Here is a 21,704-nt window from a genome sequence, read left to right as displayed (position 1 = left end):
ATAGCGACAACAAGCCTCCTTACGGCCACACCCCGCCGCCTAACAAGCTTCCTTACTGTCGCCATAGCGACAACAAGCCTCCTTATGGCCAGCTGCGGGATGGTGGCTGCCAGCTGTGAGGGTCCGGTAGCCGCCGGCAACGGGGTGGCAGCCGCTGCCGGACCCGGCAGGCTGATCCGGCGCGTGGTCAGAGGCCGACGTCGCGATACAGACCGGCGATCTCTTCACGATTCAACGGCCGGGACTTACCCGGGCGTAGGTCACCCAGCGCTACGGTCCCGACGTGGGTCCGGACCAGCCGATGGACCGGATGGCCCACCTCCTTGAGTAGGCGCCGCACAATGTGCTTACGCCCCTCGTGCAACACGACCTCCACCATGACCCGCGCGCCCACGCGGTCGACCACCCGGAACGACGTCACGTGTACCGGCCCGTCATCCAGGGTGATGCCGTCGCGTAGCTGCCGGCCGACCGCAGGCGCCACCGGGCCCGGCACCTCGGCGACGTAGGTTTTGAACACCTCGTAGCTCGGGTGGGCCAGCCTGTGGGCGAGCTCGCCGTCGTTGGTCAGCAGGATCAACCCCTCGGTGTCGGCGTCGAGCCGGCCGACGTGAAACAGCCGCTCCTTCCGGCCACCGAGGTAATCGGCGAGACTGGGCCGACCTTCGGGGTCGCTCATGGTGCTGACGACGCCGCGGGGTTTGTTCAGCGCCAAATGCACCAGACCGGCCTCCGCCGTGGTGATCCGCATCCCGTCGACCTTGATGACGGCCGCCGCGGGGTCGACCCGCAGACCCATGGTGCGCACGATCTCGCCGTCTACCTCTACCCGGCCAGCGGCGATCAGCACCTCACACGCTCGCCGGCTGCCTACGCCGGCCCCGGCGAGTACCTTCTGCAGCCGGACACCGTCGTCCGCGTCACTCATCCGGTGTCGCCACCGGGGTCACACCGGATACCTCGGTGCCGCCGTCATCGGCGCCACCAGGTTCGCCGGCGTCGTCATCAGTGGCGTCGTCCGCGTCGGTGTCAGTGGCGTCGTCCGCGGTCAGCTCAACCTGCTGCCGGGCCCGCCGGTCCACCGGCTCCGGTTCAGCGTCGATCTCGTCGACATCGGGCAGGTATTGCGCCAATGGTGGCAGCTCTGCCAAGGATGTCATTCCCAGGCGTTCGAGGAAGTACGACGACGTGCGGTACAACGTCGCGCCAGACTCGGTGTCGACGCCGGCCTCCTCGATCAGCCCACGGGTAGTGAGCGTACGGACGACGCCGTCGCAGTTCACGCCGCGCACCGCGGACACCCGGGCCCGGCTCACCGGCTGGCGATACGCCACGACCGCCAACGTCTCCAGCGCCGCCTGGGTGAGTTTGGCCTGCTGGCCGTCGAGCACGAACCGCTCCACGACGGCGGCACATTCCGGGCGGGTGTACAACCGCCAGCCGCCGGCCACGTTGCGAAGGTCGAACCCGCGCCCGGCCTCGGTGTATTCGGCCGATAGCTGGCGCAGCGTCGCCGCGACGTCCTCCCGGGGTGTCTCCAGCACTTGGGCCAGCGTGACCTCGTCGATGGGTTCGTCCACCACCAGCAGGATCGACTCGATCGATGCCGACAGCGTTGGCTCGCCGGGCCCAGGGCCAGTCTGCTCACCGGTATGAGCGGCCTGGGTCAGGTGCTCAGTCATCCGTGGTCTCCCCCGCGGCCAAATTGGGTGTGTCGAATTCGTCGCTGACGCCGATCGGCGCGTCGTCATCGTCGTCGCCGGTCCACCGGATGGTGAGGTCACCCAGCGGGGTCAGCTGCTCGAAGGCGATGACCCGCTCACGGTACAGCTCCAGCAGCGCCAGGAAGCGGGCGATGACATACGTGGTGGACGGGCAGTCGGCAGCCAACGCCCGGAACGTCAGCTGCCTCGACGCACGCAGCCGGTCGACCACGACGACCGCCTGCTCGCGCACGCTCACTCGCGGTTCGTGCAGATGGGTCAACCCCACCGTGGGTTCCGGCCGGGGCGTGAGCACCTTGGCCGCCAGCTGCGCCAGCTCGTGTGGGCCCAGACCCACCACGACCTCCGGCAACAAACTCGCGTAACGCTCGTCGAGCCCCACCGCGCGGGGGTACCGCAGCGACTCCTCGGCCAGCCGGGCCGAGAACACCGCGGTGATCTCCTTGTACGCCTTGTATTGCAGCAGCCGGGCGAACAGTAGATCCCGCGCTTCCAGCAGGGCGAGGTCGTCCTCGTCCTCCACCTCGCCGCTGGGCAGCAGCCGCGCCGCCTTCAGGTCCAGCAGGGTGGCGGCCACCAACAGGAACTGGCTGGCTTCGTCGAGGTCCCAGTCGACGTCCTTGATGTAGGCGATGAACTCGTCGGTGACCTGGTGCAACGCCAGCTCGGTGACGTCGAGTTTGTGTTTGGCGATCAGGGTGAGCAGGAGGTCGAACGGGCCCTCGAAGTTGACCAGATGAACCTCGAACCCGGAGCTGGACTCGTCGTCGCCGGCCGGCTCGTCGAGCTCGACGTCGAACAGCAGCGACGGCTCGGTGTCGCTGGTGGTCACGTCCACCTCGCCAGGACCTCGCGGGCCAGCTGCTTGTACGCCTTGGCGCCCGGCGACGACGGCGCGAACGAGGTGATCGGCATGCCGGCCACCGTCGTCTCCGGGAACCGGACGGTGCGTCCGACGACGGTGTGGAACACGCGGTCCCCGAACGCCTCGATCAGCCGGGCCAGCACCTCACGTCCGTGCACCGTGCGGGAGTCGTACATGGTGGCCAGCAGGCCTTCGATCTCCAGCCGCGGGTTGAGCCGGTCGCGGACCTTCTCGATGGTCTCCTGGAGCAGGGCCACCCCGCGCAGCGCGAAGTACTCACATTCCAGCGGCACGATCACACCGTCGGAGGCGGTCAACGCGTTGACGGTAAGCAGGCCCAGGGACGGCTGGCAGTCGATCAGGATGATGTCGTAATGCGGTACGAGCGGGTGCAGGGTACGGCTGAGCGCCTGCTCCCGGCCCACCTCGGTGACCAGCTGGATCTCCGCGGCGGAGAGATCGATGTTGGCCGGCAGCAGGTCCATGCCGTCGATGGGCGTTTTCTGGAGGATGTCGCCGGCGTTGAGCTGGTTGTCCATCAAGACGTTGTAGATCGACAGCTCGAAGTCGTTCGGGTTGAGGCCGAGCCCGACCGACAACGCGCCCTGAGGGTCGAAGTCGACCAGGAGCACGCGGCGGCCATAGTCGGCCAGCGCGGCGCCCAGATTGATGGTGCTGGTGGTTTTGCCGACACCACCCTTCTGGTTGCACATCGCCACGATCCGCGCGGGCCCGTGGCGGTCGACCGGCACCGGCTTCGGAAAGTCGACTCGAGGGCGCTGGGTGGGGCCGAGGTCGTGCTCGGCATCGTCGGACGCGGTCCCGGTGGGCGGCGCCGCACCGACGCCTTCGAGCGGCAACACACCGGCCGCGGCGTCTTGACTCGACGGTGGCACGGGTTTCAGAGCTCCTCGGTGTCGGAGGTCGTTCGACCTCGGCGGCGTACCAATCCTCAAGCGAGCCTACTCGCTCCAGGGTGGGGGCTATGGTAGCCGCACCGGCAATGTCCATGATCGTGTGTACCTGACCGACTGGGCGGACTACACCAGCCGGCATCCGAGGGGCGGAGGCGCCATGACCGCCAGTCAGCGGGGCAACCCAAGCGTGGTCCCCGCCGGGCGGCGTCCAGAGCTGGACGCCATCCGAGCGCTGGTAGTGCTGGGCTTGTTCGTCTTCCACTCGGCGCTGGTATTCGCCACCGACGACGACTTCTACGTGAAGAACGACGAGACGACTGACGCGATCCTGATCTTGGGCGGTTTCGCGGTGATCTGGGCGATGCCGATGCTCTTCCTCATCGGTGGTCTCGGCTCCTGGCACTCACTGCGTCGGCGCGGGCCGGCGGGGCTGGCCACCGAACGCCTGCGCCGACTCGGCGTGCCGCTCCTGTTTGCCACCGTCGCACTACTTCCGCTCCCCCAGTGGTACCGGCAGCGCGCCGATCCCACGTATGAGGAGTCGTACCTCGAGTTCTGGCCGCGGTTCTTCAACGTCCGATTCGCACCGGAGAACTTCCCGTTCGTACTGCGAGGTTCTTATTTCGAGTCCGGGCACTTGTGGTTCGTCGTCCTGCTGCTGGTGTTCTCGCTGCTGGTGGCCGGTGCGGCGCGTTGGCTGCCGTCACGCGCTTTGGCCAGCGCCCACGACCGGATGGCCGCCGCCGTGCGGCACCGCGGAGTGATCCTGCTGCCGGCGGTACCGGTGGCCGCCGTTACCGCTGGTCTCGGGATGGAGACCGACTTCGCGGCCTGGCATCGCTGGGCCTACTTGCTGTTCTTCCTCTACGGGCTGCTCTTGGCCACCGACGGACGATTCCGGGCCGCGATGTTTCGCGACGCCAAGCTGGCCGCGGTGATCGGCGCGACCCTGTTCCTGGCGGTGCTGCCTGGGATCCTGCTCGCCGACGACCCGTTCACCGACATGACGCCGCTGGCCCTCGCCACCCGGGTGGCGTATGGCGCGGCGGGCTGGTGCTGGCTGGTGGCGATTCTGGGGTTGCTCGACCAACGCCGGATGCGGCGTCAGCCGACGCCTACGTCGGGCATATCCGAGACTTCCAGCGCGTCAACGGTGCCCTCACGCTATGGATGGGCGCGCCGGTGGTACTCCTACATCGGACCAGCCGTGCTGCCGCTGTACGTCCTGCATCAGCCAGTGGTGGTCGCCGTGGCCTTCGAGGTGGTGAAGTGGGAGTTGCCGATGGCGGTCAAGTTCGTGATCATCGTCGGCGCGTCGTTCGTCATCACCGTCGCCGGCTACGAACTCTTCGTACGACGCTTCCGGCTTTCCCGCTTCCTGTTCGGCATGCGCCCCACCTGACCGGAACGTCCTGCACCCCGAGCGCCCCAGCGCACACCCCGCAGGACGCAACGAGGTGGCTGGCGCCGTTGACTTCCCTCTACCCCTCGGCCAGGGTGACATCATGAGTGCGGACGAGGAGCGGGACGGGGTGTCGCTCACCAACCTGGACCAGCCGCTGTCCCCCGACGCCGACGCCACCAAGCGAGATCTCGTCGACTACCTGGACGCCGTCCGACACCGTCTGCTGCCAGAACTTAACGATCGTCCGTTGTCGGTGATCCGGATGCTGCGCGGTCAGAAGCCCTTCATGCAGAAGAACCTGCCGAAGTACGCTCCGGACTGGATCGAAACCGTGCCCGTGTGGGCCGAAGCCTCGAAGCGCGAGGTGTCCTACGCGCTCTGCAACAACCGTCGCACCCTGCTGTGGTTCGCCAATCAGCGCGCGATCGAATACCACCCCACCCTCGTGCGAGCTGGCCAGTTCGACCACGTCACACACATGATCATCGACATCGACCCGCCGGAGGGCCGGGACTTCGCCGTCGTGGTCGGCGCGGCCCGGCTCGTCCACCGGGCACTCGACGACGCCGGGCTCGGCGGTGCGGTCAAAACCAGCGGTGCGAAAGGTATGCACATCTTCATCCCCGTCACCCCCGCGTCGCACGACGACGTCGCCGCCGCTACCCGCGCGCTCGCCGCCCGGGCCGAACGCCTCGATCCGGATCTCGCGACCACCGCGTACATCCGCGACGATCGACAGGGGAAGGTGTTTCTCGACTCGACCCGGTCCGGCGGTGCCACGGTCATCGCCGCCTACAGCCCGCGGGCCCGGCCGGGCACGCCGGTGTCCTTCCCCGTCGCATGGGACCAGCTCGACGACATCACACCAGCGGACTTCCACATCAGAAACGCGCTCGAATTGCTGGGTGCCGCCGACCCGTGGACGGAGCGGATGCCCCAGCCCCAGGACTTGCCAGCCGATCTGGTCGCGGAGGGACACGACATCCCGGTTGCTCGGGTCCAGGCGATGCACGAGGGTAAACGCCGCGCCCGCGAGCGACGCCAGCAGGGCGGGTAGCCCGCCGCCCCCAGCGCTACCCGCAACGTCCTGCGCCCCGAGCGCCCCAGCGCACACCTTGCAGGACGCAAGGGGCGCTCACGTCGCGAGTTCGGCGCGCACGGCCGCCAAGAAGCGGCGTTCCGCGGCGTTGTTGGTGCGGGCGATACCCGCGTCGTACGCTTCGATCGCCTCAGACGCCCGGCCCAACCGACGTAGGAGGTCGGCGCGTACGGCGTGGAACACGTGGTACCGGTCGAGGGCCAGCTCGTCGACCAGGCGCAACGCTGCCTCCGCACCGTCTACCTCGGCGACGGCCACCGCCCGGTTCAGCGCCACCACGGGCGTCGGCGCAATCTCCATGAGCTGGTCGTACAGAGTGAGCACCTGGCCCCAGTCGGTGGTGTCGATACTCGGCGCGTCGCTGTGCACAGCGTTTATCGCGGCTTGGATCTGGTACGGCCCAGGCTGACCACGCCGCAGGCACTGCCGGACGAGGTGCTGCCCTTCCGCGATCAAATCCTGGTCCCAGAGGGTGCGGTCTTGCTCGGCCAACAGCATCAGCCCACCGTCGGCCGACGTCCGAGCCGCCCGCCGGGACTCGGACAGCAGCATCAGCGCCAGCAGCCCGATCGCCTCAGGCTCGTCGGGCATCAGCTCGGCCAGCAGCCGCCCCAACCGGATCGCCTCGGTACACAGGTCGGCGCGGACCAAGCCGTCTCCGCCGCTGGCGGTGTACCCCTCGTTGAAGATGAGATAGACGACGGCGAGCACCGGCGGCAGCCGATCAGGTAGGTCGGCATCACCCGGCACTCGGTACGGGATCCGAGCGTCCCGGATCTTCCCCTTGGCCCGCACCAGCCGCTGCGCCATCGTCGGTTCCGGAACGAGGAACGCCCGGGCGATCTCCGGGGTTGTCAGCCCGCCAAGCAAGCGCAGCGTCAGCGCCACCTGGGCGGTGGTGGCCAACGCCGGGTGGCAGCAGGTGAAGATCAGCCGGAGCTGGTCGTCCCGCACGGGCCCCTCCTCCGCTGGTTCGTCGCCTGCATGCAGCACTGCCGCCTGGGCATGCCGCTGGTCGCGGGTTGCCTCACGTCGCAGATGATCGATGGCTCGATTGCGGGCAGTGGTGATGATCCAGCCGGCCGGGCTCGGCGGCAGTCCGGCCTCCGGCCACCGCTGCACCGCCGTGGCGAAAGCGTCTTGGACCGCTTCCTCCGCTATGCCGATGTCACCGAAGTGGCGGGTCAGGACAGCCACCGCCCGGCCGTACTCCTCGCGGAAGACGCGGGCTATCTCCTCAGTGGGAATGACCGCCATGCCGCCGATCATTCCCCTGAGAGCTGGCCGTTGTCATTCGTCGCCAACAAATGGGCGGACCTCGATCGGCAGCGTGGTGACCCGGGCCAGCTTGGCCCCCCACACCAAGGCGGCGTCCAAGTCCGGCGCCTCGACGATGGTGAACCCACCAAGGTGCTCCTTGCTCTCGATGAACGGACCATCGGTGGTGACGATGTCGTCGCCCTGCGCCCGGAGGACGGTCGCGGTGCTCGGTGGATGCAGAGGCCGGGCGAACACCCACACACCTGCGTCTTTCATCTCCTGGTTGAGGGTGTCCAACTCCCGCATGATGGGCTCGAGCATCTCCGGCGGCGGCACCGGGCCGTCGGGTTGGTAAACACTCAGCAGGTACTGGGCCATAACGAACTCCTTTGTTGTGCACCGCGACGTTACCGTTGCGGCGCCGTTCTCACTGCCTGAACAGATACCGGACCTTCCGGGCCACACGTGGCTCAATGACGAACCGCACGGGCACCGCCGGTCCCGCTCACGGGTTCATAGGTGGCGATCATGACGCCGGTGGTTGTCGACACCGAATCCACCAATCGCAGCCGCGCCAGGTCACCCTCACCGAACATGCGCTGCCCGGACCCCAGCACGAGGGGATGGATCAGCAGTATGTACCGATCCACCAGGTTGTGCCGCATCAACGACGTCAGCAGGTTCCCGCTGCCCAGCACGGTGATGTCCTTGCTCTCCTGAGCCTTGAGCCGCGGCACGGTGGCGACGGCATCGGCAACCAGCGTGGAGTTCTCCCACGGCAACCGCTCGGTCAGCGTCCGTGACGCAACGTATTTGGGTGTTTTGGTGAGCACGTCGCTGATCTGGTTGTCTTGCTGTTTCGGCCAGTAGGAGAAGAAGTCCTCATAGGTCCGACGCCCGAGCAAGATAGGTCCCCCCTCGGCCATGCCTTCGGCCATGACGCGGCCCATCACCTCGTCTCCATACGGCGGCGACCAGCCGCCGTGCGCGAATCCGCCCCGGCGATCTTCATCTGGCCTGCCCGGCGCCTGCATGACGCCATCTAACGTGAGGTTGTTGAATACGACGACGTTCCCCATCGACAGCCATCCTTCTTCGATTGACGGTTGGTTTCACCCCCTACACGAACGGCCGGGTCTGAAATCGACAGGGACCTCCCGGCCGTCACGAAATATCGGGAGACACCGGTAACGGTTGTATTGCGCCCCGCCAGATGGCCGCGGGCGTTCAACCGGGCGAGGCGGTGCCGGTCAGTTCCCCTGGGTGGTCAGCGGACGCAACCTGCTGCGCAGCAACCGCCGGGTGACCGGTCCGAGATCGTCCAGCGCCTCCACGATCACGGCTAGCCGTTCCAGTTCCGTCATCGCGGCGTCCGCACCGGCCGGATCGACCCCCTCGAACAACTCCAGGCCGATGAACCCCGCGCTCACCGCGCGGGCCAGACCGGCCGTGTCCACCAGCTCGGCCAGCGGTGAGCCGATGAGAACGCGGTCGAGAGTCCGCTGGATCGGGGCGATCCACAAGTGCAGGGCGGTCGCGGTCGGGCCGGCCAGGCGGCGATCGGATTGCGCGGCGGCCAGCATCTGCGCCAGGACCGTGACGTTGCCCAACGACCGTTCCTCGGCGTGCATGCGGCGGCCCAGGTCCAGCAGCTGCCGGAGCCCGCGGACCTCTTCCAACTCGGCCACGAATGGCGCCACTCTCGCTTCGGTGGCGACCAGGCAAGCCTGCTCCAGCAGCTCATGCACGCTGCCGAAGTGGTAAAAGACCAGCGCCTGGTTCACTCCCGCGGCCGCCGCGATGGTCCTGGCCGACGCCCCCGCCACGCCATGGTCGCGGATGGTCTGGATCGCGCCATCGATCAAACGCTGACGGGTGTCAGTCATAACGACGACCGTACGTGCTGTGGTTGACGGGCCGGTTCGCGGTGGGCACACAGGTACGGCCGGGCCAGCGCGAGCGCGACGGCGGTCAACAGCATGCCGAAGTACACCGGTGCGAGGTGAAGAAGATCGGTGTAGCTGATCGCGCCGTGGACGACGACCGCCGGCAGGAAACCAGCCGCCGCGGCCAGCAGCAACGACCACCACACCCACGCCTCGCCGCGTCGCCAGCCCCACGCACTAAGCAGGACGATCGCGGTGGCCGCCGCCATCAGCGCACCACCGAAGCCGGCCCGGTCATGGGCGACGAAGTCGAGGAGTCGGCTGTTCGCCGCGTCGAGCTCGGCCGCCCCGGCCCCCAAGAACGCCAGGTCGCTCGGCACGAACACCCCGGTGAGGCCGACCACCGAGACAACAACACCGCCGATGAACAGGCCGACACCGGTGCAGATCATCAACAGCTGTCCGACCAGCGCCCGATGCCACTGCCGAACTGGCCCGGTGCCGAGCAGTGTCCATCGCGGCTGACCGGGACGGCGCCAGGTAGCGAGCAGCAACATCGGGAAGAGGACGACGGTGACGGCGGTGTGCAACGGCTCGACGAATCCGAACCCAAGGAAGTAGAGCAGGCTCGGGAAGCCGACCAGCCCCGAGATGAGGTACACGTCGCGCGCCCACGGCCAGCCTCGTCGGATGCCGCCGTGGGCGAGGCCGACATAGAGCACTCCGATGGCGACCATGGTGCCGGCCATGGTGATCCGGTCGTGTTGCAGGAAATGCACCAGGTGGTGGTTGATGTGATGCAGTTGGTCGACGTCGAGGCCGAGGAAGTCTCGGTCATACCAGAGCAGGACCGGCCCGAGGGTGATCGCGGCCGCACCGATCCCGGCGCCGATCATTCCGAGGCCGACGAGTAGTCCCCAGAACCAGGGCGGCCAGCTACGCGGGTGGCGGCCCACCGATCTCAGCGTCGGCGCTGGGTAGGTGGTGGTAGCCGCCTCCGTCACCCGCGCGAACCAGCCCGGGCCCTCCCTGATCAGCACGGCCGGAGTGGCGAGCACCGTGGCCGCGCGATCCGCGGACAGAATACGTGCGGTCTCGGGTACGTCGCCGTCCGGCGTGTAGACGAGGGCGGGGTCGTCGCCGACGCGTACGGCATCGACGTGATCCTTCAAGGTGTCCGCCACCGCCGAAGCGTCGGCGCCACCCGGGTGGACGATGATCGGGACGCGGCGTCGCGCACTGGCCGCCCGGATCTGCTCGACGTCCGCCAACCCCGCCGGCGACACCTCGACGAACCCGGCGCCGAGCAGTGGAAACGCCCGGATGGCAGCCGCCGCCACATGGGGTGGCACCACGGCGCCGAGCCGGGTCCGCACCGGCACACCGGCGACGACACCGGCCAGGTGCGACGGCGGATGACGATGCCCGAACGCGCGTGCGATCAGCCAGCCGCCACCAGGTAGCGACCCAACGGTGGCCATGGTCCGCAGCGCCAGACGTTGTGAACGACGAGTTCCCAGAAGTCTCGAGGCCATCCCCCGGAGCGGGTGATATGTCCAGTCCGGCATCGTCGCCACCACCGTTCCGTCGCCCGCCACCCGTGGACCTCTCGTCCACCGCCAGCAGGTTTGAGCACTCGCTCAAATCCAGCCTAGCGCGGCTTTTCTCGACCTCGCTACCGCCAGATGGTGTTCGGCGCCTTGCGAGGGCCCGAACACCATCTGGCGGTAGCGCAGTCGGGAAAACCCCCGTTCGGAACGTTGGTCCTAGCCAAGAAGGCGATCTTGATCTAGCCTCTGGGCCACGGATTGCCAGCGCCAGGGGTGGATGGATGAGATCTGCATGGCAAGTACGGGCCGGACGCCACGGCGAACGCCAGGACGTCGCACTCGACGAGGGGCTTATCATCGCCGGCTGGGAGAACGTCCCAGACATCGGGCAGCATGAGACCAGGGCAGCGCTGCGCCAGGAACTCGCCAGCGTCTATCCGGATAAATCGGCATATCTCATCGGCAACTGGACCGGTCAGCTCTGGCGATTCACCCGTCAGATCGCTGTGGGCGACCTCGTTGTCATGCCCCTGAAGAACCCACCCCGACTCGCCATCGGTGAGGTCACCGGCACGTACCAGTTCCGCGCCGAAGCCCCGCCCGGCTTCCGCCACGTCCGCCCGGTGAAGTGGCTGCGAACCGACATCAGCCGGAGCGAAGTTAAACCTGACCTGCGCGCCAGCATGGGCTCGCTGCTCACGGTCTGCCAACTCACCCGGCACGACGCACCTGCCCGGATCGAACAGATTGCCCGACACGAGCCCGATCCGGGCTGGAGTCACAGTTCGGCCAGTCTCGAGCCCGACGCCACCAGGACCGATCTCCTCGAGGCCGTCTCAGACGGTCAGGAACCTGTCCGCCTGACAGCCCGCGGCCTGTTGGCGATGTGGGGTTTCAGCCGTCGGACCGCGACGTCCCTAGCGGTCATCCAGTCCGAGCTGGCCGATGACGGCATCGCCGTTCAGCCATCGCTGTCCACCGTCCGGTTGGACTCCGTCGTCGAGTTGGTGCCTATCGCTGAGCCCGACACCGCGTCCGAGGCAGCGACCGGTTCTCCCGCTATAGACAGCACCCCGGATCCCGACGAGATTCCAGTGAAATGGCGGGTCAGTGCCGTGCTCGCGGCCGACCGGACGGTGGAGTCGGTGGTCATCGGCAGTCCATTGTCCGTGGCCGTCACTCGGATGCTGGCGACGAACTACTCGCAGCTAGCCGTCGTCGATGAGCATGGCTACTACCAAGGTGCCGTGACGTGGGAGTCGATCGGCCGCGCCCGGCTGTCCAATCCCGACGCCACTCTCGCCGATGCCACGGTCCAGGTTCGAGTGGTCGACTACGACGACGACCTCTTCGCCCAGATCGATGAGATCTCACGTCGCGGCTACGTCCTGGTCCGCGGGGAAGACCGACGGTCGCTGGTAGGCATCGTCACCGCCCATGACCTCGCTCGCCAGTTCGGTGTCTTGGCCAGGCCGTTCTCCCTGGTCGAAGAGGCGGAGCTGCGGCTGCGGCGGCATGTCATCCGGTCGTTGCCGGCAGACAGAGTCGAGAAGATCACCCATCGATGGAGCAACGGGGTACCGACGTTTGGCCAGTATGGCAAGCTCCTCGAGGATTCCGAACTCTTCGCACAACTCGAGTGGCCGCTCGACCATCAGACCTTTCTCGATCTGGTCAATAGGGTCCGCAAGATCCGGAACGAACTCATGCATTTCTCGCAGGACACTTTGCCAGCCGGCGACATCGAAGCGATCGAAGGTTTCGTGTCGATGCTGCGAACCGTCGACGGCGACGGATGACCCCTCATTCACCCTCGACTTCGCTACCGTCAGATGGTGTTCGGCGCCTTACAAGGGCCTGAGCACCATCTGGCGGTAGCGAAGTCAGGTTGTTGACAGCTTCAGCTCGAAGAACGTCGACCAGTCGCTGGCGGGATAGTCCAGAAAACGTCCGCGCGGCCGGAATCCCTTGCTGCGGTACAACCGCCACGCCGGGGCGAACCCCGGGCCTACCCCGGTCTCCAGCATCAACCAGCCCAGACCTTCCGCGTTGGCCCGCTCGATGATCGCGTCGAGTAGTAGCGATCCGACCCGAAGACCACGTGACTCGGGCACCGTGAACATCCGTTTGACCTCGCCTAGCCCGTCGTCGTGCACCCTCAACGCTCCGCAACCGACGGCCATACCGTCGTCGGCTCGTGCGACGAACACCGTCGTATCCGGCCCGGCCATCTCTTCGACGGTCATCTGGTGCTGGAACTCGGGCGGCGACAGCGGCCGCAGGTACTCGTTCAACTGGGCAATGAGCAGACGTACGTCATCTTGCAGCGGTGTTTCCGTGGCGATGGTGACCGGCATGACGGCACGATGCCAGGCTGATGTCACCTGGGTGTTTCGTCGCCATGACGGTCGCGTGTGTGATCCGCCTCCGCGCGTGCTGGGGCCGCTCGTGCGCCGGCGAACTCGTGGTACATCACGTGGAGTCCGACCCGGCCCTGCGCCGGATGCTCGAACGCGCCCGGCACCGTCCCCACGACCCGGAACCCCAGCCGCTCATACAGCGCGATGGCGGATCGGTTCGTCTCCACTACCGCGTTGAACTGCATGCCGGCATAACCCTGGCCGCGGGCCCAGGCCAACGCGTACCGGCACAACGCCGTTCCTACACCGCGGCCGCGGGCAGTGCTTGCCACCATGAAGCTGGCGGTGGACACATGCGAGCCCGGACCCGGCCGGTTGGTGCCCATCTTTCCGGTGCCCAGAACGCGGTCTCCGTCGACGGCGACGACGGTGCGCCCGGGCGCCGGTTCGATCCAGGTGGTGCGGGCGTCGTCGGCTGTCATCGCGGGGTCGTACGGATAGGTCTCCTGCTCTTGTACGACGTCGCGGATGATCGGCCATACCTGCGACCAATCAGGGTCGGTGAACTCGCGGATTTCCACGGACCGAACGGTAGCCATCGCGGCGTCGGAGAAACAACCACGTTTCGGTGGACCGTTCGGCGTTCCCTCCGCCGCCAGGTCCGTTTACGGTGGGCCGATAGACCATGACCATCAACGACGATGGGGAGGGTGAGGCGCCTATGGCGACCGGCACGGAGTACGACGACGTCTATCGGCGTTCGCTCCACGACCCGGAGGGTTTCTGGGCCGCGGCCGCTACGGGCATCCACTGGGATCGCCCCTGGGACGACGTCCTGGACAGAACCAGCGCGCCGTTCTACCGGTGGTTCGCCGGGGGCCAGATGAACACCTGCTACAACGCGCTGGACCGGCACGTAGACGCCGGGCGCGCGGACCAGACCGCGCTGATCTACGACTCCCCCGTCGCCGGAACGTCGGCGGCCTATACCTACCGGGAGCTGCGCGACGCCGTCGCCACGTTCGCCGGGGCCCTGCACGCCCAAGGGGTGCGGCGTGGGGACCGCGTCGTCATCTACCTGCCCATGGTGCCGGAGGCCGCGATCGCGATGCTCGCCTGCGCCCGGATCGGTGCCGTCCACTCGGTCGTCTTCGGCGGGTTCGCCGCGAGCGAGCTGGCCAAGCGGATCGCCGACGCCCGGCCCGTCGTCGTGGTCTCCGCGTCGTGTGGGATCGAACCGAACCGGATCGTGGAATACAAACCCCTGCTCGACGCCGCCATCGAGCAGGTGGAGGTGAAACCTCGTCGGTGCATCATTCTGCAACGCCCGCAACTGACCGCCGAGTTGCACCAGCCACGCGACATCTCCTGGCTCGACGCGATCGCCGGGGTGCCGCCGGCAGACTGCGTCCCCGTCGAGGCCACCGACCCCCTCTACATCCTGTACACGTCGGGCACCACCGGCCAGCCGAAAGGGATCGTGCGAGACAACGGCGGCCACGCGGTCGCGCTGCACTGGTCCATGCGGCACGTGTACGGGGTGGAACCCGGCGAGGTGTTCTGGACCGCCTCGGACGTCGGCTGGGTGGTGGGGCATTCCTACATCGTGTACGCGCCGTTGCTGGCCGGGTGCACCACCGTGCTCTACGAGGGCAAACCGGTCGGCACTCCCGACGCGGGGGCGTTCTGGCGGGTGATCGCCGAGCACGGGGTCCGGGTGATGTTCACCGCACCCACGGCGTTCCGGGCCATCCGCCAACAGGACCCCGACGGCACCCACATCACCCGGCACAACCCGTCGACCCTGCGGGCTCTGTTCCTGGCCGGTGAACGTTGCGATCCGGAGACGCTGCGCTGGGCCGAGGAGAAACTCGCCGTCCCGGTGATCGACCACTGGTGGCAGACGGAGACCGGCTGGGCCATCGTCGCTACCTGCCTAGGCATCGAGCACACCCCTGTGGTGCCGGGCTCCCCCGGCCGGCCTGTCCCCGGCTGGGACGTCCGGGTTCTCGACGACCGAGGCGCCGACCTCCCCGCCGGCCAGACCGGCGCGTTGGTGGTCCGGCTACCGATGCCTCCGGGGGCGGCGCCGACACTCTGGAACGCCGACGAACGCTTCCGCGAGACGTACCTGTCAGCGTTCCCCGGCTACTACCAGACCGCCGATGCCGGATACGTCGACGACGACGGATACGTGTTCGTGATGGCCCGCACCGACGACATCATCAACGTCGCTGGTCACCGGCTGTCCACCGGCGCCATCGAGGAGGTCCTCGCCCAGCACCCGGACGTCGCCGAATGTGCCGTGATCGGGGCGGCGGACGACCTCAAAGGTCAGCTACCGGTGGGGCTGATGGTCCTGAAGGCCGGCGTCGACCGTCCGGACCAGGAGATCGTCGCCGAGGCCGTCCAGCTGGTGCGCGATCGTATCGGCGCGGTGGCCGCGTTCAAGACCGCCGCCGTGGTCGCCCGGCTGCCGAAAACCCGTTCCGGGAAGATCCTGCGGGCGACGATGCGGAAGATCGCCGACGGCCGGGAGTACACCACTCCCCCCACCATCGACGATCCCGCCATCCTCGATGAGATCTCCGGATCCCTGCGGAAGGCCGGCTACCCGGCCGCACCCCGGTAGCGGGCTCAATCGACGGTCGCGCCGGCCGTCAAGTTGATGGCCGTCGCGGTTACGCCCCCGGCGTGGTCAGAGGCGAGGTACACGGCTGCCGCGCCGGCCTCGGCGAGAGTCGGCAACCGCTTGAGCATGGTGCCATCTTCAAGCAGGCCCAATGTCTCCCGGACCGACTCGTCCGTCTCCGCGTCGCCCACCGCGGTGATGTCTCCGTCGGAGTAGTAGTGCAGCGAGTCGTATTCGGTTGCGCCCAGAATGGACTCGCGGAAGCCACCTGTGCGCAGCCATGCCACCCGCACCCCTTTCGGACCGAGGTCGCAGGCCAGCTGCCGGTAGAGACCCTCGACGACGGTCCACGCCACCATGGTGCTGCCAAGATCAGGGCTCGGCGTGCCATAACCGGTGCACGTCATCATGACGCCCTGGCCGCGCTCCACCATCGAACGCGCCACCGCCCTCGTCGTGATGGATTGGCCGCGCAATGCGTTGATCACCGGCTGGGTGGCGTGCGTCAACGGCATGTCGACGAGTGCAGCCCCTTGAACGTCGCCGAAGGTCACGGCATTGAACGCGATGTCGATGCCGCCGCTGGCCGCGACGACGTCGGCGGCATGTTGATCGACGGCGGCTTCGTCGAGGACGTCCACCTGGGCGACCTCGGCGGCGCCGCCGGCGCTCCGGATCGCCTCGGCCACCTGGTCCAGCGTTCGTTTCGTCCGTCCGGCCAGATAGGCCGTCGCGCCTTCACCGGCGAATGCGCGCGCAACCGCGCCGCCGACGAAACCTGCCGCGCCGTAGACGATGGCTGTCTTGCCCGCAAGAAGCATGATCATGACTCCCGGTTCGATCGTGCGCTGTCATCGGTGTTGACCGGGAAACAACACCGGACTCATCGGCACCGCCGCAACATATAGCCGCTGGCCCGTCCACGATCCAACCTGCACCACCGGTGATCGTCGCCGGGATCGTGTCGCCATAGCAGCAGGATGTTGCTGACGATCACTGGGTGAGAGGCGACCGCGGCTGGATCATGAGGTGCTCGGACGGGCGACGGCTGCACCACCAACGATAGCCTCGATCAGGGCCTGCACCGGAGCCCGCGGCGCTTGCGGGTTGGACACGAGGGTGATGTCTATATCGCCCAACTCCGGTAGCTCCAGCGACGCGGGCAGCGCCTCGATGTCGGTGGGGATCAGGCTGGCCGGGAACACGGCGATGCCAATGCCGGCCCGAACGGCCGCCAACACCCCGTTGACCTGACGGGTCTTACAGGTCACCCGCCAGCTCCGGCCGGCGTCGGCTAGCACCCGCACGGCGGTGGCGCGGCTGAGACTCTGGGTGGCGTAGGTGATCAGTGGGATCGGCTCGTCGGGGGCGAGCTGGGTGCCCGGCAAGCCGATCCACACCAGCCGGTCGCGGCGCACCACCAGGCCCTCGGTCTGGCCGGGTGGCTCCTTGATGAACACCAGGTCCAGCTGGTTGGCGAGCAGGCGCCGTTGCAGCGTCGCGGTCTGAGTGACGGTGAGCTCCAGGTTGAGCCGCGGATGCAGCTGACGGAAGTCGCGCAGGACACGTGGCAGCTGCGCGATGGCAAGGTCGTCCGCCGCGCCGAAACGCAACCGGCCCTGCATAGCCGAGCCGGTGAAGTAGCTGACCGCTTCGTCATGGGCGGCCAGGATGGTGCGGGCGAAGCCGGCCATGGCCTGGCCGTTGTCAGTGAGGGCGACGGTTCGCGTGTCGCGGCTGAGCAGTTGTCGACCGGCGCTCTCTTCGAGCCGGCGGATGTGCTGGCTGACGGTTGGCTGGCTGATGCCGAGTTCCGCGGCGGCGCGGGTGAAGCTGAGCGTGCGCGCTACGGCGAGGAACGTACGTAGATGCAACGGCTCGAACATCAGGCATCACCAATCCGGACTCGTCGCACGTCAGACCCTCTTATTGAGCTTTGCAATGACATTAATAGCAGGAATTCGTTTTGTGAATCCAATCACCGTCATTAGCGTAAAGGGGAAACACTCGCCACGATGCTGACCAGGAACCACTGTGACCACGGCCAACGCCGAGCCCAGCCCTGTCCCCGACCAACCCTCCGCCAACCCACCATCGCCGGCCCCCTCACAACGCTCCGGACTCCGGGCCACCTTCGGCGCGTTCCGGATCCGCAACTACCGCCTGTACGTCTCCTCGCAAATCCTGACCAACACCTGCGGCTGGATGCAGCGCATCGCGCAGGACTGGTTGATGCTCACCCTGACCGGCGACGTCGCCATGGTCGGCCTCACCGTCGCCCTCCAGTTCTCCCCGATCTTGGCCTTCGGGCTGTTCGGCGGGGTCATCGCCGACCGGTACGACAAACGCCGCATTCTCATGATCACGCAGTCGATCATGGGTGTGGTGGCGCTGACGCTTGGGCTGCTCACCCTGACCGGGGTGGTCGCGCCGTGGCACGTGCTGGCCATGGCCGCGCTGCTGGGTGTCACCACCGTCGTCGACAACCCCGCGCGGCAGTCGTTCGTCCCTGAATTGGTGGGGCTGAACCACCTCCGGGCGGCCATCTCCCTCAACGCGTCGGTGTTCCAGCTCGGCGCTCTCGTCGGGCCCATGCTCGCGGCCGTCTCGATCGAGCTGGTCGGTGAAGGCTTCGCGTTCGTCGCCAACTCCGGTGCCTGCATGCTCGCCGTCGTGCTCCTCGTTGTCATGCGCAGACGGGAACTCAACCCACCACCAGCGGTCTCACGTTCCCGCGGGCAGCTCCGGGAGGGCCTGGCCGGAGTACGACGGCATCCGCGGCTGCTCTGGCCGACCGTGCTGGTCGGGTTCGTCGCGATCAGCGGCATCAACCTGGCCACCGTGCTCACCGCGTACGCCGACGAGGTCTTCGAGTCCGGCGCGGGCGGCTACGGCATGCTCAGCGCCATGGTCGCGGTGGGCGCCATCGCGGGCTCGCTGGCCACCACCCAGCGGCACGCCCGGCTCCGCCAGCTCGTCTTCGGCGCGGCCGTCATCGGCGTCTTGGAGATCATGGCCGCGACGATGGGCCACAAAGTCGCCTTCTCGATGGTCCTCGTCGCGGTGGGTATGGCCATCCTGATGTATCTGACGTCGAGCAACGCCTTGGTGCAGTCGACGTCCGCGCCGACCATGCGCGGGCGGGTGATGGCGCTATACATCGTGGTCCTACTCGGCGCACAAGCGCTCTCCGGAGTGCTGATCGGCTGGATCGCGTCCACCTTCAGCCCCCAGGTGGCGATGGCGGCCTGCGGCATCGGCCCGCTGCTCGGTGCCCTGGTGATCGGCATCGCGCTGGCGCGGCGAGGGCGCCTGCGGCCTCGGGTCATCCTCCGCGACCGGCCCGGGCGTGGCTTCGTGTACATCGTGCCGCGCACCCGCTACGCCCGCCGGCATCGCGCACCCGCCGCGTGGTGGGCGGCCCGAATCCGGCCGGCCCGGCTGCGTCGTCCCAGAGTGGCCATGCCGTCCGCGACGACGACCAGGCGGCATCCACCGGGCCGACCGGCTCCCCGGCACGCCGTCGGAGGCGGCGCGCCCCCTCGACGCACCGCGCCTCGACGCACCACCCTGGACGCCCCACCTGTGACCAGCGCCAGCAGCCCCTCTAGCCCCGAGGATCGGTAAGTAATCACTGGCTCTTGTCGGTCGTCTCGCGCAAGATAGTCGTCATGCAGGTCCAGGTGCGCCGGGTGCGCGACGACGAATGGCGCGAATATCGGGCCTTACGGCTCGAAGCGCTGAAGGATTCACCGCTGGCGTTCGTCGAGCAGTACGACGACGCCCTCGCCCAACCCGACCGCTTCTGGCAGGACCGGGTGCGGCGGGGCGCCCAGGATCCGTTGTTCAGCACCTTCGCCGCCGTGCTCGACGGCGAAGGTGCGGCGAACACGTTCGTCGGGAAAACCAGCTGCTTCATCGACACCGACGCCACCGACCCAGTGGTGGCCCACGTCATCGGCGTCTACGTCTCTCCGTCGGCCCGGGGCGGGCAGGTCGCGGAGAAGTTGATGACCCGTACCGTCGAGTGGGCCTATTCCGACGCCGGGGCCGATCGCGTGAGGCTGTTCGTCCTGGAAGACAACACCCGAGCGTTGGCCTTCTACCGGCGCATGGGGTTCACCCCTACCGGAGGCACCATGTCGTACCCACCCGATCCCCGCTATACCGAGCTGGAGATGGAACATCAACGATCCGCCCCATCCCGCTGACCTTCATGAACGACGCTGGTCAGCGGCTGCCGAACCGCCATCGAGTCTGACCGTACGGCTGCTTGGCAAAGCCGAAAGCCGTCACCGGGTGCACCACGTACACCCACGCCGGGCCGGCCGGATGCCGGAACCCGGCGTCATCCGCCTCGAATCGCCACTCCTCGCCGTATTTGGTGACCCACTCCTCCGCCAGCACCGACAGGGTTGCCCGATCGGTGATACGTACCGCGGTGCCCTCCACCACCACGTCGAGACCTCCATGCAGGGTGTTGGTACCCGTCGTCAACGTGACGGCGGCGTTCTTGCGCAGGTTCATCGCTTTCTGCTCGCCCGGTCCGGTACAGAAATGCAGCCCACCCTCATGCCAGACGGTCAGCAGCGGCGTGACATGCGGGCGGCCGTCGGAACGCACTGTGGAGATCCACGACAGCTCGGCGGTGGCCACCGCCCGCAGCGCCTCCGACCAAGTCACCGGTTGGGCGTCCGGGTCGCTGAAACGCTCGTCCAACGTCGTCGCCGGTGCAACAGTGCCCATCAGGGTGTCCTTTCGCTCTCATCCGTCAGTCACCGGTGTAGACCCGGCGGCGCGGCTAAACTCATCGCCCGAACCCGCGAGACCACATGACAGACCCTCGACGCCTGCCGCCAGCTCCGGACCGGCGATGCCCGCCGCCAGCTCAGTTCCGTCGAACCAGGCTGCGGCTGGTCGGGCGAAACTCGCAGCACATCGCCCTCGAAGGAATCGACGGTAGCGGCAAGAGCACCCTCGTACCACTGGTGGCCGCGGCCCTTCGGGCAACGGGTCAGACGGTCACCACGGTCAACTACACGGCGCCCGCCGGGCTCTCGGGTGTTGTCATCCGGCGGCTCTACCAGCCCGAACACGCCCCGAGCTGGTGGTCGGCGCTGCTGCGGCGGTGGCGCCCGTTGCAGACGATCGTCTTTGCCGTCAACGCCAGGGCCAACCTGCTCGGGCGCAACCGTAGGGCGGACATTCTGCTGTCGGACCGGTCGGTCCTGACCGGTTACGCCAGCCACATCGGCCGCGTGCCAGAGTGGTTCCTTGACCTCGTCGAACCCAGACATGCACCCGACCTGGTGATTCTTCTCGACGTCCCAGTCGCTGAGGCCATCCGCCGGGTCGAGACTCGGGGCGACGTCGGCCCGGAAGAGAACAGGGCGGCACTGACGGCATTTCTCCGACGGTACGAGTATGTGCTGGCCAACCCGCCTCGACGCCTGGACCGGACCGTGGTGCGCCGGATCGACGCAGCGGCACCACCGTCCGTCGTCGCCGAACGTATTTACGACGCGATCACCGTCGCCCCGCCGGCTCGCCCCGACCACCGCGCACGGCACTGAGACCTCGTGATGCGGAACCCCACATAATTCGTGGGTGCTCCCTGTGCGGCTGTCGCTACAGTTCACGGTGTGAACGTGATTGGTTCCCGAGCCCGCAAACTACCTGCTCCGCCACATATCGTCTGGGCGTCACTGGTACATCCGGACGCCCCGGGAACCCGGCCATGGCTCAACCTGCTCGACGACGAGGTCGCACCACGTGTGCTCGAGGCGCAAGAGCCCACCCGGGTGTTGTGGTCCTCGTTGTGGCCGCACCGCCCGGACGACGAGATACTGCTCGAACTCGAGTCCGTCGCCGACGAGACGCTGCTGCGCTTCACCCTGCGGACCGCTGCTGAGTACCCCGACGAGAGCCAGACCGGCCATCTGCGGCGACGGCTCAACGTCCTGCTCTTCGCCGACCTCCGCTTCTCCTACGGCCAATAACTTTGCC

The 21,704-nt window shown here is 67.6% G+C and carries 21 protein-coding genes and 1 pseudogene; 8 read left to right on the top strand and 14 right to left on the bottom strand.

Annotated elements, in window-relative coordinates; all coding sequences use genetic code 11:
• Window positions 1–187: 187 nt before the first annotated feature.
• Genes G8760_RS19520 through G8760_RS19505 form a run of 4 tightly spaced genes read right to left on the bottom strand, consistent with a single transcriptional unit; the run spans window position 188 to window position 3,485 of the window.
• Window positions 188–928: a pseudouridine synthase gene (locus G8760_RS19520; protein ID WP_166354273.1), complete on the bottom strand. Its 741-nt coding sequence runs from the start codon at window positions 926–928 to the stop codon at window positions 188–190.
• Window positions 921–1,682: an SMC-Scp complex subunit ScpB gene (gene scpB / locus G8760_RS19515; RefSeq protein ID WP_166354271.1), complete on the bottom strand. Its 762-nt coding sequence runs from the start codon at window positions 1,680–1,682 to the stop codon at window positions 921–923. Before scpB ends, G8760_RS19520 begins: the two co-directional genes overlap by 8 nt.
• Window positions 1,675–2,556: a segregation and condensation protein A gene (locus G8760_RS19510; RefSeq protein WP_246222619.1), complete on the bottom strand. Its 882-nt coding sequence runs from the start codon at window positions 2,554–2,556 to the stop codon at window positions 1,675–1,677. The genes scpB and G8760_RS19510 overlap by 8 nt, the downstream gene beginning before the upstream one ends.
• Entirely contained in the window at window positions 2,553–3,485 is a 933-nt protein-coding gene (locus G8760_RS19505; RefSeq protein WP_246222618.1) for a ParA family protein, read from the bottom strand. Before G8760_RS19505 ends, G8760_RS19510 begins: the two co-directional genes overlap by 4 nt.
• A 178-nt stretch (window positions 3,486–3,663) precedes the next feature.
• On the opposite strand from G8760_RS19505, the gene G8760_RS19500 reads away from it, so the two are divergent.
• Both G8760_RS19500 and G8760_RS19495 read left to right on the top strand, forming a co-directional pair.
• Complete coding sequence (locus G8760_RS19500) at window positions 3,664–4,908, top strand: acyltransferase family protein (RefSeq protein ID WP_166354267.1); 1,245 nt, start codon at window positions 3,664–3,666, stop codon at window positions 4,906–4,908.
• Window positions 4,909–5,011: 103 nt separating this feature from the next.
• Window positions 5,012–5,968: a DNA polymerase domain-containing protein gene (locus G8760_RS19495; RefSeq protein WP_166354265.1), complete on the top strand. Its 957-nt coding sequence runs from the start codon at window positions 5,012–5,014 to the stop codon at window positions 5,966–5,968.
• Between the two features lie 78 nt (window positions 5,969–6,046).
• Here G8760_RS19495 and G8760_RS19490 read toward each other — a convergent pair whose 3' ends face one another.
• The 5 genes from G8760_RS19490 to G8760_RS19470 form a co-directional block, all read right to left on the bottom strand.
• Window positions 6,047–7,267 (bottom strand): RNA polymerase sigma factor, encoded by a 1,221-nt coding sequence (locus G8760_RS19490; protein WP_166354263.1) that lies wholly within the window; start codon window positions 7,265–7,267, stop codon window positions 6,047–6,049.
• A 33-nt stretch (window positions 7,268–7,300) separates the two neighbouring features.
• A complete protein-coding gene (locus G8760_RS19485) occupies window positions 7,301–7,648 on the bottom strand; it encodes a YciI family protein (RefSeq protein WP_166354261.1) in 348 nt (115 codons plus the stop codon).
• A gap of 92 nt (window positions 7,649–7,740) precedes the next feature.
• On the bottom strand, window positions 7,741–8,349 hold the full coding sequence (locus G8760_RS19480) for a dihydrofolate reductase family protein (protein WP_166354259.1): 609 nt from the start codon (window positions 8,347–8,349) through the stop codon (window positions 7,741–7,743).
• A 171-nt stretch (window positions 8,350–8,520) separates the two neighbouring features.
• Window positions 8,521–9,156 carry a TetR family transcriptional regulator gene (locus G8760_RS19475; RefSeq protein ID WP_166354257.1) on the bottom strand — a complete coding sequence of 212 codons (636 nt, stop codon included), beginning with the start codon at window positions 9,154–9,156 and terminating at the stop codon, window positions 8,521–8,523.
• A complete protein-coding gene (locus G8760_RS19470; RefSeq protein WP_166354613.1) occupies window positions 9,153–10,724 on the bottom strand; it encodes a hypothetical protein in 1,572 nt (523 codons plus the stop codon). The genes G8760_RS19475 and G8760_RS19470 overlap by 4 nt, the downstream gene beginning before the upstream one ends.
• Window positions 10,725–10,987: 263 nt before the next feature.
• Between G8760_RS19470 and G8760_RS19465 the strand changes: the two genes are divergently transcribed.
• Entirely contained in the window at window positions 10,988–12,505 is a 1,518-nt protein-coding gene (locus G8760_RS19465; protein WP_166354255.1) for a CBS domain-containing protein, read from the top strand.
• A gap of 84 nt (window positions 12,506–12,589) precedes the next feature.
• Here the strand turns inward: G8760_RS19465 and G8760_RS19460 are convergent, their stop codons facing one another.
• The gene (locus tag G8760_RS19460) at window positions 12,590–13,063 is read right to left on the bottom strand and encodes a GNAT family N-acetyltransferase (RefSeq protein ID WP_166354253.1); all 474 of its coding nucleotides are present in this window, start codon (window positions 13,061–13,063) and stop codon (window positions 12,590–12,592) included.
• 101 nt (window positions 13,064–13,164) lie between these two features.
• Window positions 13,165–13,647, bottom strand: a pseudogene (locus G8760_RS19455) (GNAT family N-acetyltransferase); the annotation flags it as partial.
• 104 nt (window positions 13,648–13,751) lie between these two features.
• On the opposite strand from G8760_RS19455, the gene G8760_RS19450 reads away from it, so the two are divergent.
• Entirely contained in the window at window positions 13,752–15,698 is a 1,947-nt protein-coding gene (locus G8760_RS19450) for a propionyl-CoA synthetase (RefSeq protein ID WP_281355170.1), read from the top strand.
• A 5-nt stretch (window positions 15,699–15,703) separates the two neighbouring features.
• Here the strand turns inward: G8760_RS19450 and G8760_RS19445 are convergent, their stop codons facing one another.
• Both G8760_RS19445 and G8760_RS19440 read right to left on the bottom strand, forming a co-directional pair.
• A complete protein-coding gene (locus G8760_RS19445; RefSeq protein WP_207782524.1) occupies window positions 15,704–16,525 on the bottom strand; it encodes an SDR family NAD(P)-dependent oxidoreductase in 822 nt (273 codons plus the stop codon).
• 195 nt (window positions 16,526–16,720) lie between these two features.
• A complete protein-coding gene (locus tag G8760_RS19440) occupies window positions 16,721–17,584 on the bottom strand; it encodes a LysR family transcriptional regulator (RefSeq protein WP_166354249.1) in 864 nt (287 codons plus the stop codon).
• A 148-nt stretch (window positions 17,585–17,732) separates the two neighbouring features.
• Between G8760_RS19440 and G8760_RS19435 the strand changes: the two genes are divergently transcribed.
• Together G8760_RS19435 and G8760_RS19430 are read left to right on the top strand one after the other, a co-directional pair.
• A complete protein-coding gene (locus G8760_RS19435) occupies window positions 17,733–19,325 on the top strand; it encodes an MFS transporter (RefSeq protein WP_166354247.1) in 1,593 nt (530 codons plus the stop codon).
• A 44-nt stretch (window positions 19,326–19,369) separates the two neighbouring features.
• Window positions 19,370–19,909, top strand: a complete 540-nt coding sequence (locus G8760_RS19430) for a GNAT family N-acetyltransferase (protein WP_166354245.1) — start codon at window positions 19,370–19,372, stop codon at window positions 19,907–19,909.
• Between the two features lie 19 nt (window positions 19,910–19,928).
• On the opposite strand, the gene G8760_RS19425 is transcribed toward G8760_RS19430, so the two are convergent.
• On the bottom strand, window positions 19,929–20,444 hold the full coding sequence (locus G8760_RS19425) for a pyridoxamine 5'-phosphate oxidase family protein (RefSeq protein ID WP_166354243.1): 516 nt from the start codon (window positions 20,442–20,444) through the stop codon (window positions 19,929–19,931).
• Between the two features lie 86 nt (window positions 20,445–20,530).
• On the opposite strand from G8760_RS19425, the gene G8760_RS19420 reads away from it, so the two are divergent.
• Both G8760_RS19420 and G8760_RS19415 read left to right on the top strand, forming a co-directional pair.
• The gene (locus G8760_RS19420) at window positions 20,531–21,271 is read left to right on the top strand and encodes a dTMP kinase (RefSeq protein WP_166354241.1); all 741 of its coding nucleotides are present in this window, start codon (window positions 20,531–20,533) and stop codon (window positions 21,269–21,271) included.
• A gap of 69 nt (window positions 21,272–21,340) precedes the next feature.
• Window positions 21,341–21,697: a hypothetical protein gene (locus G8760_RS19415; protein WP_166354239.1), complete on the top strand. Its 357-nt coding sequence runs from the start codon at window positions 21,341–21,343 to the stop codon at window positions 21,695–21,697.
• Window positions 21,698–21,704: the final 7 nt, after the last annotated feature.

Origin of the sequence: Phytoactinopolyspora limicola, from assembly GCF_011320225.1 — a bacterium.
GTDB classification, from domain to species: Bacteria; Actinomycetota; Actinomycetes; order Jiangellales; family Jiangellaceae; genus Phytoactinopolyspora; species Phytoactinopolyspora limicola.
Note: the sequence above shows the minus strand (reverse complement) of the source record. Positions and strands in the feature narration are given on the sequence as shown.

Excerpts from the sequence above, each read along its gene's own strand:
- G8760_RS19485 (WP_166354261.1), bottom strand. The coding sequence starts at position 7,648 with ATGGCCCAGTACCTGCTGAGTGTTTACCAACCCGACGGCCCGGTGCCG.
- G8760_RS19475 (WP_166354257.1), bottom strand. The coding sequence starts at position 9,156 with ATGACTGACACCCGTCAGCGTTTGATCGATGGCGCGATCCAGACCATC.
- G8760_RS19470 (WP_166354613.1), bottom strand. The coding sequence starts at position 10,724 with ATGCCGGACTGGACATATCACCCGCTCCGGGGGATGGCCTCGAGACTT.
- G8760_RS19520 (WP_166354273.1), bottom strand. The coding sequence starts at position 928 with ATGAGTGACGCGGACGACGGTGTCCGGCTGCAGAAGGTACTCGCCGGG.
- G8760_RS19495 (WP_166354265.1), top strand. The coding sequence starts at position 5,012 with ATGAGTGCGGACGAGGAGCGGGACGGGGTGTCGCTCACCAACCTGGAC.
- G8760_RS19465 (WP_166354255.1), top strand. The coding sequence starts at position 10,988 with ATGAGATCTGCATGGCAAGTACGGGCCGGACGCCACGGCGAACGCCAG.
- G8760_RS19430 (WP_166354245.1), top strand. The coding sequence starts at position 19,370 with ATGCAGGTCCAGGTGCGCCGGGTGCGCGACGACGAATGGCGCGAATAT.
- G8760_RS19500 (WP_166354267.1), top strand. The coding sequence starts at position 3,664 with ATGACCGCCAGTCAGCGGGGCAACCCAAGCGTGGTCCCCGCCGGGCGG.
- G8760_RS19425 (WP_166354243.1), bottom strand. The coding sequence starts at position 20,444 with ATGGGCACTGTTGCACCGGCGACGACGTTGGACGAGCGTTTCAGCGAC.
- G8760_RS19450 (WP_281355170.1), top strand. The coding sequence starts at position 13,752 with ATGACCATCAACGACGATGGGGAGGGTGAGGCGCCTATGGCGACCGGC.
- G8760_RS19420 (WP_166354241.1), top strand. The coding sequence starts at position 20,531 with ATGACAGACCCTCGACGCCTGCCGCCAGCTCCGGACCGGCGATGCCCG.
- G8760_RS19445 (WP_207782524.1), bottom strand. The coding sequence starts at position 16,525 with ATGATCATGCTTCTTGCGGGCAAGACAGCCATCGTCTACGGCGCGGCA.
- G8760_RS19460 (WP_166354253.1), bottom strand. The coding sequence starts at position 13,063 with ATGCCGGTCACCATCGCCACGGAAACACCGCTGCAAGATGACGTACGT.
- G8760_RS19490 (WP_166354263.1), bottom strand. The coding sequence starts at position 7,267 with ATGGCGGTCATTCCCACTGAGGAGATAGCCCGCGTCTTCCGCGAGGAG.
- G8760_RS19480 (WP_166354259.1), bottom strand. The coding sequence starts at position 8,349 with ATGGGGAACGTCGTCGTATTCAACAACCTCACGTTAGATGGCGTCATG.
- G8760_RS19440 (WP_166354249.1), bottom strand. The coding sequence starts at position 17,584 with ATGTTCGAGCCGTTGCATCTACGTACGTTCCTCGCCGTAGCGCGCACG.
- scpB (WP_166354271.1), bottom strand. The coding sequence starts at position 1,682 with ATGACTGAGCACCTGACCCAGGCCGCTCATACCGGTGAGCAGACTGGC.